13 protein-coding genes are annotated in these 13,622 nt (G+C 61.7%); 10 read left to right on the forward strand and 3 right to left on the reverse strand.

Annotation, left to right across the window (positions count from 1 at the left end):
- Positions 1 to 64: 64 nt before the first annotated feature.
- The 9 genes from K3557_RS10045 (at position 65) to K3557_RS10085 (ending at position 9,250) form a co-directional block, all read left to right on the forward strand.
- Positions 65 to 433, forward strand: a complete 369-nt coding sequence (locus tag K3557_RS10045; RefSeq protein ID WP_259984848.1) for a MerR family DNA-binding transcriptional regulator — start codon at positions 65 to 67, stop codon at positions 431 to 433.
- Positions 434 to 719: 286 nt separating this feature from the next.
- The gene (locus K3557_RS10050) at positions 720 to 1,121 is read left to right on the forward strand and encodes a MerR family DNA-binding transcriptional regulator (protein ID WP_259999468.1); all 402 of its coding nucleotides are present in this window, start codon (positions 720 to 722) and stop codon (positions 1,119 to 1,121) included.
- A 74-nt stretch (positions 1,122 to 1,195) separates the two neighbouring features.
- Positions 1,196 to 2,977: an acyl-CoA dehydrogenase C-terminal domain-containing protein gene (locus K3557_RS10055; RefSeq protein ID WP_259999470.1), complete on the forward strand. Its 1,782-nt coding sequence runs from the start codon at positions 1,196 to 1,198 to the stop codon at positions 2,975 to 2,977.
- 66 nt (positions 2,978 to 3,043) lie between these two features.
- The gene (locus tag K3557_RS10060) at positions 3,044 to 3,256 is read left to right on the forward strand and encodes a hypothetical protein (protein WP_027259316.1); all 213 of its coding nucleotides are present in this window, start codon (positions 3,044 to 3,046) and stop codon (positions 3,254 to 3,256) included.
- Between the two features lie 28 nt (positions 3,257 to 3,284).
- Positions 3,285 to 4,433 carry an acyl-CoA dehydrogenase family protein gene (locus tag K3557_RS10065; protein WP_259999472.1) on the forward strand — a complete coding sequence of 383 codons (1,149 nt, stop codon included), beginning with the start codon at positions 3,285 to 3,287 and terminating at the stop codon, positions 4,431 to 4,433.
- Between the two features lie 279 nt (positions 4,434 to 4,712).
- Positions 4,713 to 5,345, forward strand: coding sequence for a glutathione S-transferase family protein (locus K3557_RS10070; RefSeq protein WP_259999474.1), 633 nt, complete (start codon positions 4,713 to 4,715; stop codon positions 5,343 to 5,345).
- A gap of 10 nt (positions 5,346 to 5,355) precedes the next feature.
- Positions 5,356 to 6,567, forward strand: coding sequence for an acetyl-CoA C-acetyltransferase (locus tag K3557_RS10075; RefSeq protein ID WP_259999476.1), 1,212 nt, complete (start codon positions 5,356 to 5,358; stop codon positions 6,565 to 6,567).
- A complete protein-coding gene (locus K3557_RS10080) occupies positions 6,567 to 7,052 on the forward strand; it encodes a cupin domain-containing protein (protein ID WP_259999478.1) in 486 nt (161 codons plus the stop codon). Before K3557_RS10075 ends, K3557_RS10080 begins: the two co-directional genes overlap by 1 nt.
- Positions 7,049 to 9,250, forward strand: coding sequence for a 3-hydroxyacyl-CoA dehydrogenase NAD-binding domain-containing protein (locus tag K3557_RS10085; RefSeq protein ID WP_259999480.1), 2,202 nt, complete (start codon positions 7,049 to 7,051; stop codon positions 9,248 to 9,250). The genes K3557_RS10080 and K3557_RS10085 overlap by 4 nt, the downstream gene beginning before the upstream one ends.
- A 98-nt stretch (positions 9,251 to 9,348) precedes the next feature.
- Here the strand turns inward: K3557_RS10085 and K3557_RS10090 are convergent, their stop codons facing one another.
- The 3 genes from K3557_RS10090 to K3557_RS10100 form a co-directional block, all read right to left on the reverse strand.
- Entirely contained in the window at positions 9,349 to 10,029 is a 681-nt protein-coding gene (locus K3557_RS10090; RefSeq protein WP_259999482.1) for a Hint domain-containing protein, read from the reverse strand.
- 110 nt (positions 10,030 to 10,139) lie between these two features.
- Positions 10,140 to 10,805, reverse strand: coding sequence for a sulfotransferase family protein (locus K3557_RS10095; protein WP_259999484.1), 666 nt, complete (start codon positions 10,803 to 10,805; stop codon positions 10,140 to 10,142).
- Between the two features lie 174 nt (positions 10,806 to 10,979).
- Positions 10,980 to 11,903 (reverse strand): DMT family transporter, encoded by a 924-nt coding sequence (locus K3557_RS10100; RefSeq protein WP_259999486.1) that lies wholly within the window; start codon positions 11,901 to 11,903, stop codon positions 10,980 to 10,982.
- Between the two features lie 76 nt (positions 11,904 to 11,979).
- Here K3557_RS10100 and K3557_RS10105 point away from each other — a divergent pair, with 76 nt between their 5' ends.
- A complete protein-coding gene (locus K3557_RS10105) occupies positions 11,980 to 13,608 on the forward strand; it encodes an AMP-binding protein (protein WP_259999488.1) in 1,629 nt (542 codons plus the stop codon).
- Positions 13,609 to 13,622 lie beyond the last annotated feature (14 nt).

A 13,622-nucleotide genomic window follows, 5' to 3' on the forward strand; every position in this document is an offset into this window, starting at 1 on the left:
GTGCCGCCGCGGAGGTTGCACTGTCCGCTGCAAGTGCATAGGTTCCCGGCAAGGGAGAAGACGGATGACCGACAACAGATTGTCATTCAAAGAAATGTGCGCCGAGTTCGAGGTTACGCCGCGGACGCTGCGCTACTATGAATACATCGAATTGCTGCAGCCGGACCGCGAAGGCCGGTCGCGTTTCTATGGCGCGCGGGAGCGGGCACGGATGAAGCTGATCCTGCGCGGGCGCAAATTCGGCTTTCAGCTGGAAGAGATCCGCCAGTGGCTCATGATCTATGAAAAAGAGAGCAATGACGCCCAGAACCATGCGTTCATGGATATGGCTGACCGTCAGCTGGCGGAGCTGGAAAAGCAGCGTGAACAGATCAATGAGGCCATTGAAGAGCTGAGCGAGCTGCGCGAAAGCACCCGGGCGCTGCTGAAGTAGGCCGAACACCTGTTTTTGGAATTTGAACCCCGCCCCTTGTGGCGGGGTTTTCCTTTTTCAGATCTGGCAACCGGATTCGCCGGTTTCCAGGTCAGATGCGGTGTCAAAACCCGCCAGCACCCCTTCCGCCAGACTGCAACGTTACGTCACTTTATGCGCGTTTTACGAACTGGTAACAGCTCGCAAAGTGACGCAACGTACAACTTACGTAAACGTAAAGTCAGTCTTGATCGAAAAGCCGGATACGCCCAGCTTGGTCCTGCACCAAGCCGTAAGAGTAACGATGATGACCGAGAAAACCATGACCATCCGGGAGATGTGCGAGGCATATGATGTAACCCCCCGCACGCTCCGGTTCTACGAGGCCAAGGAACTGCTGTTCCCGATCCGCGACGGCCAGAAGCGGCTGTTCACCAAACGCGACCGCGCCCGGCTGAAGCTGATCCTGCGCGGCAAGCGGTTCGGGTTCAGCCTGGAGGAAATCCGTCAGCTGCTGGATCTGTACCATGCCGGTGACCAGCAGGTGACCCAGCTCACCAAGACCTATGAGGTCGGCCGCGAGCGGCTTGCCGATATGGAGCGCCAGCGCGAAGAGCTGACCGAGGCGATCGAAGACCTGAAAGACCAGCTGGCCTGGGGCGAAAAGATGATCGCCTCAATGCGGGCCAAGCAGGAGGCGGCTGAATAGGCCGCCGCCCCGCCCTATCCCGCCGGCCTGCCCGGCACCGACCCTAAGCAACAAGACCCCTGAAGAGGACCGCAATGCCTTCTTATACAGCCCCCGCAAAAGACGCCCAGTTTATCCTGCATGACGTATTGAAGGTGTCCGGCAGCGGCATCCCCGGATACAGCGAACTGGAGCCGGATTTTACCGGCGCTGTGCTGGAAGAAGCCGGCAAGATCGCCAGCGCAGTGCTGCACCCGCTGAACGTGGTGGGCGACACCGAAGGCTGCCGGCTGGAAAACGGCGTGGTTTATACGCCCAAGGGCTTCAAAGACGCCTTTGAGCAGGTCAAGGAAGGCGGCTGGACCGGGCTGGACATGCCGGAGGAATTCGGCGGCCAGAACATGCCCTATGTGATGGGCACCGCAGTGGGGGAGTTTTTCTCCTCCGCAAATCAGGCATTCACCATGTACCAGGGCCTGACCCATGGCGCCGCCTCGGCTATTCTGGTGCATGGCACGGACGAACAGAAAGCCACCTATCTGCCCAATATGGTCAGCTGCCAGTGGACCGGCACGATGAACCTGACCGAACCGCATTGCGGCACCGACCTGGGCCTGATGCGCAGCAAAGCGGAACCGCAGGGCGACGGCAGTTTCAAGATCTCGGGGCAGAAGATCTTCATCTCCTCCGGTGATCACGACATGGCGGAAAACGTGGTCCATTTGGTGCTGGCCAAGATCCCCGGCGGCCCCGAGGGCATCAAGGGTGTCAGCCTGTTCATCGTGCCCAAGTTCCTGGTGAAAGAAGACGGCTCGCTGGGGGAGCGCAACGGCGTCTCGGTCGGCAAGATCGAAGAGAAGATGGGCATTCACGGCAATTCGACCTGTGTGATGGATTATGACGGCGCCACCGGCTGGCTTCTGGGCGAAGAGCATAAAGGCATGCGCGCCATGTTCACCATGATGAACGAGGCGCGGCTGGGGGTCGGCATGCAGGGTCTGGCGCAGGCCGAGGCCGCCTATCAGAACGCCGTAGACTACGCCAAGGACCGGCTGCAGGGCCGCGACGTGACCGGCGCCAAGAACCCGGACGGCCCCGCCGATCCGCTGATTGTGCACCCGGATATCCGCCGCTCTCTGATGGATCAGAAAAGCTTTGCCGAGGGGGCGCGCGCGTTCCTGCTGTGGGGTGCCACCCTGATCGACCAGGCGCACCGCGCGGACGACAAGGACGCGGACGGGCTGATCTCGCTGATGACGCCGGTGATCAAGGGCTTCCTGACCGATCAGGGCTATGACATGACCGTGCAGGCGCAGCAGATTTACGGCGGCCACGGCTACATCGAAGAATCAGGCATGTCGCAATACACTCGCGACGCCCGCATCGCGATGATCTACGAGGGTGCCAACGGCGTGCAGGCGCTGGACCTGGTGGGCCGCAAGCTGGGCCAGCACGGCGGCAAATACGTGCTGGCGTTCTTTGATCTGGTAAAGACGTTCTGCCAGGAAAACAAAGATGTTTCAGAGGCTTTCACCAAGGACTTCATCAAACCCCTGCAAGCGGCATCCAAAGACCTGCAGGCGGCGGGGATGTTCTTCATGCAAAACGGCATGAAGGATCCCAACCACGCGCTGGCGGGTTCTTACGACTTTATGCATCTGTTCGGACAGGTCTGCCTGGGCCTGATGTGGGCAAAGATGGGCAAGGCCGCGCAGGAAGCGCTTGACGCGGGGTCCTCTGACGCGGCGTTCTATGAGACGAAACTCGCAACCGGCCGGTACTATATGGCACGGCGGCTGCCCGCGACCAAACTGCACCTGGCCCGCATCGAAAGCGGTGCAGAAACAGTGATGGCGCTGGACGCAGACGCTTTCTGATGCCTTCCGGGCGCCCCTTCCGGGGCGTCTCCCCGGCTGGTGCTTTGACATGCAAAGGACCACATGATGCCAAAACGTTTCCGCCTGACCCGCCGCTTTCCGGTTGCAATGACCGAGGATGGCTATCGCAAGCTCAGGAAGTTTGCCCAGGAGGCGGGGCTGGATGAAGGCGAAGCGCTGTCATTCCTGTTCGAGAATTTCGACAGCGTGACGGACTTTGAAAACCTGAGCCACCGGCTGCGGCTGTTCAACGCCGAGCTGGAGGCGCGCAAAAGATAAGGCCCGCAAAGCGGCCAAAGGGAGAAAGATGACCGAGACGCGCTCCGCATGGATGACGGATGAGCATCAGATGCTCGCCGGAATGACCGCCCAGTTCATCACCAATGAATGGGCGCCCAAGTTCGAGACCTGGCGCAAGCAGGGCATGATGGACCGGGAGACCTGGAACCAGGCCGGGGACCTCGGCCTGCTCTGCCCGTCAATCCCCGAAGAATACGGCGGCGCCGGCGGCGATTTCGGCCACGAGGCGGTGATCCTGATGGAAGGCAGCCGCGCCAATCTGGCCAGCTGGGGCCAGGGCATCCATTCCGGCATCGTCGGCCACTATATCCTGGCCTATGGCACCGAAGAGCAGAAACAGCGCTGGCTGCCCAGAATGGTCAGCGGCGAACTGGTCGGCGCGCTGGCGATGACCGAACCCTCCACCGGATCGGACGTGCAGGCGATCAAAACCAAGGCGGTACGGGACGGCAATGCCTACCGGCTGTCGGGGCAGAAGACCTTTATCACCAACGGGCAGCACGCCAACCTGATCCTGGTCGCCGCCAAAACCGACCCCTCAGCAGGTGCCAAGGGTGTCTCGCTGGTGGCGGTGGAAACCGATGGCGCAGCGGGTTTCAGCCGCGGCCGCAACCTCGACAAGATCGGCTGCCATGCGGCGGACACCTCCGAGCTGTTCTTTGACAATGTGGAGATCCCGCCGGAAAACATTCTGGGCGGTGCCGAGGGCCAGGGCTTTTATCAGATGATGAAGCAACTGCCGCAGGAACGGTTGATCATTGCCTGCGGCGCAGTGGGCGCCATGGAAGGTGCCGTGGACCGCACCATCGCTTATTGCAAGGAGCGCGAAGCCTTTGGCGGTCCGATCCTGCAGTTTCAGAACACCCGCTTCAAACTGGCGGAATGCCTGACCAAAGCCAAAGTGGCGCGCGCCTTTCTGGATGACTGCATTGCCGAGCATCTGGCGGGCAAGCTGACGGTTGAGAAGGCTGCGATGGCGAAATACTGGATCACCGATACCCAGGGCGAAGTGCTGGACGAATGCCTGCAGCTGCATGGCGGCTACGGCTATATGCAGGAATATGCGGTGGGTGAGATGTGGGCCGACGCCCGGGTGCAGCGGATCTATGGCGGCACCAATGAGATCATGAAGGAACTGATTTCAAGGGCGCTGTAGGCGCAGGGGCCGCGGCGGAGCGGCGGGTGGCTGATGATAGGACTTGAGTATTTGGGGAAAGATGAAGGCGAAAGAGTGCCCCTGCCCCCAAGGACAGCGCCAAATGGGCAGGGACGTCTTCAGCTTTCACGGCCATCGGCTCTCCAGCCTGTACCGCAGGTCCAAGATAGCAAACAGGAGGATGCGGCGGGTTAATGCTGCATCATCTTTCCAAAAATACTCCACGGGGGCGCGGGGGTGTGAAACCCCCGCTCCGCCAGCAGACACAGGGAACAGCAGATGACAATAAAACTGCATTGCTTCGGCGAAAGCGGTCATTCCTATAAGGCGGCACTGGCGCTGGAGCTGTCGGGCCTTGCCTGGGAACCGGTCTTTGTCGATTTCTTTAGCGGCGCGCACCGCACCGACGATTACCGCGGCCTGAACGTGATGGCCGAGGCGCCGGTTCTGGTGGACGGCGATGTGTGCCTGTCGCAGTCCGGCGTGATCCAGCAGTATATCACCGACAAGACCGGCAAATTCGGCGGCGCGCCAGAAGACAAATACGAAGTGCTGCGCTGGATCCTGTGGGACAATCACAAAATGTCCAGCCAGGCAGGCATGACCCGCTTCCTGATCAACTTCCTGCCGGAAAAACACCGGCCGCCGGAAGTGATCGCTTTCATGCAGGGCCGCCTGAAAGCCGCATACGCCACATTGGAACATCACCTGAAGGGGCGCGAGTGGATTGTAGGGGAGGACCTTACCAATGCCGACATCAGCTGCTGCAGTTACCTGTATTATCCCGAACCCTTCGGCTTTGACCGGACCGAGTGGCCCAATATCGACGCCTGGCTGACCCGCATCAGCGCGGTTCCAGGCTGGAAACACCCCTATGATTTGATGCCCGGCAACCCGTCGGACCGGGCGTGAGGAGAGCAAAATGACTGATGCATATATCTATGACGCCCTGCGGACCCCGCGCGGCAAGGGACGCAAAGACGGCTCCTTGCATGAGGTGACCTCGGTCCGCCTGTCGGCCCTGACGCTGAACGCGATCAAGGAGCGCAACAACCTGGAAGGCCATGCGGTCGAGGATGTGATCTGGGGCAATGTCACTCAGGTGATGGAACAGGGCGGCTGCCTGGCGCGCTCGGCTGTTCTCGCCTCGGACTTGGACGAGCGTATTCCCGGCCTGGCGATCAACCGCTTCTGCGCCTCTGGCATGGAAGCCGTTAACCTGGCCGCCAACCAGGTGAAGGGCGGCGCGGGCGATGCCTATATCGCAGGCGGTGTTGAAATGATGGGCCGCGTGGCCATGGGCAGCGACGGCGCAGCAATTGCCGTGGACCCGAGCCTGGCGATGGACACCTATTTTGTGCCGCAGGGCATTTCCGCGGATATCATCGCAACTGAGTATGGCTTTACCCGTGATCAGGCCGATGCGCTGGCGATGGAGAGCCAGCGCCGGGCCAAAGCCGCGTGGGACGATAACCGCTTTGCCAAATCGGTGATCACCGTGCGCGACCAGAACGGGCTGGCGATCCTGGACCATGACGAATACATGCGCCCCGGTACCGACATGCAGGCGCTGGGATCACTGAACCCGGCGTTCCAGATGATGGGCGAGCAGATGCCCGGTTTCGACAAAGTGGCGATGATGAAATACCCGCATCTGGAGCGGATCAACCATATCCACCATGCGGGCAACTCATCCGGTATTGTGGACGGGGCTGCCGCGCTGCTGATCGGCAACAAGGAATTCGGTGAGAAGCACGGGTTGAAACCGCGCGCCCGGATCAAGGCAACCGCCAAGATCGGCACTGACCCCACCATCATGCTGACCGGCCCGGTGCCGGTGACCGAGAAGATCCTGGCCGACAACGGCATGAAGATCAGCGATCTGGATCTGTTTGAGGTGAACGAAGCCTTTGCATCCGTCGTGATGCGCTTCCAGCAGGCGTTTGATGTGGATCCGGAACTGGTCAACGTCAACGGCGGCTCCATTGCCATGGGCCACCCGCTGGGTGCCACCGGCGCGATCATCATCGGCACCCTGCTGGATGAGCTGGAGCGGCAGGACAAGGAATGCGGTCTTGCCACGCTGTGCATTGCTTCCGGCATGGGTGCTGCCACCATCATCGAGCGCGTCTGATGCCGAAGCTGGACCTTTCCCAACTGCCCTGGCGCACCGGATCGGGCTATCCCGGTAAGCTAGCGGCCTCGACTGAAGGCCGCAGCGTGCAGCCCTTGGGCGACCCCGGCGGCCTCACCCAATACGGAGTCAACATCGTGCGGCTGGAGCCGGGCGCGGCCTCGTCATTGCGCCATTACCACATGCAGCAGGACGAGTTCGTGATGGTGACCGAGGGCACCTGCACCCTGATCGATGATCAGGGCGCGCATGAGATGATGCCGGGCGATTGCGCCACCTTTCCGGCGGGGGACGAGAACGGCCACCATCTGGTGAACCGTTCCGATAAACCCGCGGCGTTTCTGGTGGTCGGCACCCGCACCCCGACAGAGACCGGCTTTTACAGCGATTTGGACATGATGGTGAAATTCGCAGGCGGCGAGTTCACATTCACCCGCAAGGACGGCAGCCCTCTGACGGCTGACCAGACCGGAGAAGACACATGAGCGATTTCAAATACGACGTGGACGCAGACGGCGTCGCAATCATCACCTGGGACGCGACCGGCAAGTCCATGAACGTCCTCACCCGCGAGGCCTTTGGCCTGGTGGAGGAATACGTGGACCGCGCGCTGGAGGACGAGGGTGTCAAAGGCATTGTGATCACCAGCGGCAAGAAGGATTTTGCCGGCGGCATGGATCTGAACGTGCTGGCGACAATCCGCGAAGAGTCTGGCGAAAACCCGGCGCAGGGGCTGTTCGATTTCACCATGGGCGGCCATCGGATCCTGCGCAAACTTGAACTTGCCGGCATGGACCCCAAGACCAAGAAGGGCGGCAAGCCGGTGGCCTGCGCCATCAACGGCACCTGTGCCGGCATCGGCACCGAGATTGCGCTGGCCTGCCACCACCGGGTGATGACCAGCAATCCCAAGGCCAAGATCGGCCTGCCGGAAATCATGATCGGCATCTTCCCCGGCGGCGGCGGCACCACGCGGTACTCCCGCATGGTCGGTGCCATGGCGGCAGCCCCGGTGCTGCTGGAAGGCAAGATGCTGGACCCGAAGAAAGCAAAGGGCGCGCAACTGATCGACGCGGTTGCAGATGATGCGCTGGCCGCAGCCAGGGACTGGGTGCTGAATGCCAAACCTGCCGATCTGGTCAAGCCGTGGGATGCCAAGGGTTACAAGATGCCCGGCGGCGCGCCGTATCACCCCGCAGGTTTCATGACCTTTGTCGGCGCCTCGGCGATGATCAACGGCAAGACCCAGGGCGCCTTCCCGGCGGCCCAGGCACTGCTGTCGTCGATCTATGAAGGGGCGCTGGTTGACTTCGACACCGCGCTGAAGATCGAAGCGCGCTGGTTCACCCATGTGCTGATGAACCCGTCGTCCTCGGCGATGATCCGCAGCCTGTTTCTGAACAAGCAGGCACTGGAAAAAGGTGCCGTGCGTCCCAAGGATGTACCGGACCAGTCGGTGAAAAAAATCGGCGTTCTGGGCGCTGGCATGATGGGCGCAGGCATTGCGCTGGTCTCGGCCCAGGCCGGCATGGAAGTGGTTCTGATCGACCGCGATCAGGAGGCTGCCGACAAGGGCAAGGCCTACTCCGCCGCCTATATGGACAAGGGCATCAAACGCGGCAAGGCGACCGAGGAAAAGAAAGAGGCGCTGCTGGCGCAGATCACCGCCACCCCGGATCTGGACGCGCTGAAAGGCTGCGATCTGATCATCGAAGCGGTGTTTGAGGATCCAGGCGTCAAGGCCGAGATGACCCAAAAGGTCGAAGCGATTATCCCCGAAGACTGCATCTTTGCCTCCAACACCTCCACCCTGCCGATCAGCGAGCTGGCCAAGGCATCGAGCCGGGCGGATCAGTTCATCGGCATCCACTTCTTCTCCCCGGTTGAGAAGATGTTCCTGGTGGAGATCATCAAGGGCAAGGAGACCGGCGACCGCGCGGTGGCCAAGGCGCTGGATTATGTGCGCCAGATCCGCAAGACGCCGATTGTGGTCAATGACGCGCGGTTCTTCTACGCCAACCGCTGCATCATCCCTTACATCAACGAAGGGGTGCGGATGATCGCCGAGGGTGTCAGCCCGGTGCTGATCGACAACGCTGCGCGCCAGCTGGGCTTCCCGGTGGGGCCGATCCAGCTGACCGATGAGACCTCAATTGATCTGGGTGCCAAGATTGCCCGCGCCACCAAGGCGGCGATGGGCGACGCCTATCCCGAAAGCCCGTCGGACGATCTGATTTTCTGGATGGAAGAACAGGGCCGCCTGGGCCGCAAGGCCAATGCCGGCTTCTTTGACTATGACGACAAGGGCAAGCGGGTTGAGTACTGGAAAGGCCTGCAGGAGAAATACCCGCAGGCGCCCGAACAGCCCGAGCTGATCGAAGTGCAGGAACGGCTGATGTTTGCCCAGGTGCTGGAAGCGGTGCGCGCACTGGAGGAAGGCGTGCTGATGGACATCCGCGAAGGCGACGTGGGCGCGGTTCTGGCCTGGGGCTTTGCCCCCTGGTCCGGCGGCCCCCTCAGCTGGCTGGACATCATTGGCACGCCTTATGCAGCTGAACGCTGTGATCAGCTGACCGCGCAGTACGGCGAACGCTTTGCCTGCCCGGATCTGCTGCGCGACATGGCGAACAAGGGCCAAAGCTTCTATGGCCGTTTCGACCCGGAGAAATCCGCCGCCGCCTGACGGCAACGGAAAACACAAAACGGCCAGGGCATTCCCTGGCCGTTTTCATTGCTCCGAGAGGAGTGCCGTCCGCTTAGCCTAGCGGCGGATGTTTCTGCTCAGTTCAGCGGTTGCTGATGCTGGGCTGCAGCCGGGGCTGCACCAGGCGCGTCCCAGGATTCTTCCCCGGCCATCATCGACAAGACCAGGCCGCGCGCCTCATCCGGCGGCAGCACACGGTAAGTGCCTTCTTCGGTAAAGATACGCCCGCACATCAAGTTGACCGGCGCAGCTGCGAAACCCAGCATTCCGGCTTCCAGGTAAATCACCTGATCCTGGGCAAACCGCGGCGTGACCAGCTCCAGCTGCGCGCCGGGGTGCATCCGGCGGATACCCCGGTAGCCCTCCAGCGCGGCGGCGGGCACGACGGCAAAGGGGTCGCCCTGAACATCCTCCACCAGATCGCTCTCCAGCAGCACACCCTGATCCGGCATCAGCCACAGCGGCACCCGGTTCATCAGCGCATCACGCGGCACCAGCAGCGGACAGCGGGCCGGATCCAGATCGCCGTCGCCCGGAATGATGGTTTCGCGCTGCAGTTCCACCACTGTTTGCATGCCATGATCAAATGTCAGCACCTTGTCGCCCGGCGTCAGCGCTTCAACCGGACGCCAGCCCAGGTTCGAGGCCACGTGGGTGCCAGCCAGAAACCCGCCCTGCCCGACGGAAACCAGTGGAAAACCGCTGTTCAATGCCCGTCCCAGCGAGATTTGCGAACGTTTCAGAAGCCAATCCAGCATCCGGTTTCCTTTCCTGCGGCCCAGGCATTCCCAGGCTGGCCTCAACTCTCACGCCTTGGCAAATCCCCGTTGGCCGATCCGCCCCGGGGCCGCAAAAGCGCCTTTCCCGGTCACCTGGATAGAGGGGAATCGTTAAAAGAGTATTCAAATTGCGCGATATCCTGCGCGCAGGCCTTTGCCACGGCCCCGGCTGCACGATCATCGTAATAGGCCCGCCAGTCCCGCTGCCGGCCGCTGTCATTGACCCGCGGCAGGTCCAAGGAAAATCCCAGATGGCTGAACAGAGGCTGCGCATCGTCGTGAAAATGCTCCAGCCGGATGTAAAGCCGGCACTGCTCTGCCCCGTCCGCGTGGCGCATGTATGAGGCCGCCGGGCTGCCGCGGAACGCGCTGATGATCTCCGGGTGCTGCACAAAGCCGCGGAACTCCAGATCTTGTGCCAGACGAATTGCCGGGTGGCTGAAGCGCTGCCCGCGCAGCCAATGGTAATAGCTCACCGCCCGGTCCCACGGGTTGCGCACCAGGGTAAAGGCGAACAGCGACCGCAGTGCCGGATCCGGCACCAGCCCTTCGATGTCAGCCAGCGTCGAGTGTTTCCACAGCCGCCCGCGTGTCTGCGCGTCCTTCAGACGGCGGCGGCGTTTCAGCGCTTTTGGGGTGTCCCCCAGCATCATGTCATTGGCCATGGCGCGCGCCTCCAACGCCAGGGCCAGCGCTGTTCCGCCGGTCTTGGGGATATGGATAAAGACGTATTTGCGGCCCGGAGACAGGATCATGAACCGACCCTAGGCCATTGATCCGCTGTTGGAAATGCTGATGTGCACGGGTCTGCAGACCGCTTTGCCCCGGTGAACGGCAGACCCAAAGCAATCCCGGCCCATTTCACCTTTGCGCAAATACTCCGGGGTGAATTGGCCCTTAGGGGCAAGAGGGGCAGCGCCCCTGCCCGGCTACCTTGAGCGCACCGCAATGGTGGTGCCAGCGGCAATGATCAGAGTAATCCCCAGCATCTGCCAGATGTTCAGCGCCTGGCCCCAATAGGCCCAGGCAACACCCGGCCCGACGATCATCACCGAGTATTCAAACACCGCCACAAAAGACGCCTCGCCCAGCTGATAGGCCTTGGTGATCAGGAACACGCCGCCAACTGCCGCGCAGCCCTGCAGCAGGATCAGATGCGAGATTTCCCACAGCGGCCAGACCCAGCCGCGGGTGACAAATCCATCGGCGCCAGCGGGCACCGCTTGCGGCCAGATTTCCAGCCCGGTGAGCAGCATCGCCCCCAGTGCGCCCTGCACCAGCAGATAGATGAACAACATCGCCACCGTGCTTTCGCCCTGGCAGTAAAGGCCGGTTGCCAGCGACCCCAATGCGTAGAACAGCCCGCCTGCTACCGGCACCAGGATCAGCCAGTTAAAGGCTGCCGGGTCGGGCTGCAGCACCATCAGCACCCCGGCAAATCCAAACAGAACGGCGCCGATGCGGACCCAGCCGATCCGAACTTTCAGAAACAGAACCGAGATAAGCACAATGATGATCGGCGAGGTGAACAGCCCCGCAAGCGCCTGTGCGATCGGCATCAGCGCGACAGCAGCAAAGTAAAACACCATCGCCACCGCAACCAGCACCGCCCGCAGCAGCACCGCCCCCATCCGGCGCGGCGCCAGCCCGCCCAGCCCGGCCCGCGCCATCAGCCACAGGAACGGCAGCGCGACAAAACTTCGCAGCAGGTAGAACTGACCCAGCCCGATCTGTTCGGCCATCAGCGGGACCGCATTGTCGGTAATGCCGATAATCAGCATGGCTGCCAGCATGGCGTGCGCGGCTGCCGTCTGGCTGCCGGTCTCTGCGGAAAGGGTCGCTGTTTGTTTCATACCCTTCCCATTGCCCGCAACTTTCCGCAATATCTGTTCTCTAAACGACACCAAAGTGATTCAGGGGAGGAAACTGATGGGGTGGATGGCGGATGAAACCGGTCTGGAGAAGACCGCCGCGAATTATGTGCCGCTGACACCGCTGTCGCATCTGCAGCGGGCGGCGCAGGTGTTTCCGGAGCATCTGGCGGTAAGCTATGGCAAGCACCGCAAAACTTATGCCGAATACCACGACCGCTGCAGTCGGCTGGCTTCGGGGTTGGCCAATCTGGGCGTGAAGCCGGGCGACGTGGTGGCCACCTTGCTGCCGAATATCCCGGCCCAGGCAGAGGCGCATTTCGGCGTGCCCGCCTGCGGCGCGGTTTTGAACACCATCAACACCCGGTTGGACGTGGGCACGGTCTCCTATATTTTTGACCACGGCGAAGCCAAGGCAGTGCTCGTTGATCCGCAGTTCCTGGAACTGGCCGAAGCCGCCGTCGAGGAAATGGAAGGCCCGGCCCCGGTTTTGATCGAAGTGGCAGATGATCAGGCCACCTGGCACGCCACCGGCAGGCATATGGAATACGAGGCGCTGCTGGCCAGTGGCGACCCTGATTTCGCCTGGATCATGCCCGGGGATGAATGGGAAAGCCTGGCGCTGAACTATACCTCCGGCACCACCGGGCGGCCCAAGGGTGTGGTTTACCACCATCGCGGCGCCTATCTGATGACCACCGGAACGGTGATCTCGTGGCGGATGGTGCTGCATCCGGTCTATCTGACCATCGTGCCGCTGTTTCACTGCAACGGCTGGAACCACACCTGGATGATGCCGGTGGTGGGCGGCACCCTGGTCTGCTGCCGCGATGTCACCGCGCAGAACATCTATAACGCCATCCACTATGAGGGCGTTACTCATTTCGGCGGCGCGCCGATAGTGCTGAACATGCTGGTCAATGCGCTGGACGAAGAGCGCCGCACCTTTGACCACACGGTGGAGGTCTTCACCGCAGGCGCCCCGCCAGCGCCCGCAACCCTGTCCAAGATCGAGGATCTGGGCTTTAACATCACCCATGTTTACGGGCTGACCGAAACCTATGGCCATGTCACCGAATGCTACTGGAAGGCCGCTGAATGGGACGGGCTGGACAAGGCCGGCATTGCCGCCAAGAAATCCCGCCAGGGCGTCGCCATGCCGATGCTGGAGCCGGTGGTGGTGCGCGACAGCGACCACAACGTGCTGCCGATGGACGCCCAAAGCCAGGGCGAGATTGCCTTACGCGGCAATGTGGTGATGAAGGGGTATCTTAAGAACCCGGAGGCCACGGCAGAGGCGTTCAAGGACGGCTATTTCAACTCCGGCGACCTGGCAGTGCAGCACCCCGACGGCTACATCCAGATTGCTGACCGGGCCAAGGACATCATCATCTCGGGCGGCGAGAACATCTCCTCGGTTGAGGTGGAGGGGGTGCTGATGGCGCATCCGGATGTGCTGCTGGCAGCGGTTGCCGCGATGCCGGACGACAAATGGGGTGAGGTGCCCTGCGCCTTTGTCGAGCTGAAAACCGGTGCCAAGGAAGACGCGGCAGCATTGATCGCCTTCACCCGCGAGACGCTGGCGGGCTTCAAGGCGCCTAAGAAAGTGGTGTTCCTGGAGCTGCCGAAAACCTCCACCGGCAAGATCCAGAAATTCGAACTGAGGAAAATCGCCAAGAACCTGTAATTTTTCACGGCGAA

The organism is Leisingera sp. M523 (genome assembly GCF_025141335.1).
Classification (GTDB): Bacteria; Pseudomonadota; Alphaproteobacteria; order Rhodobacterales; family Rhodobacteraceae; genus Leisingera.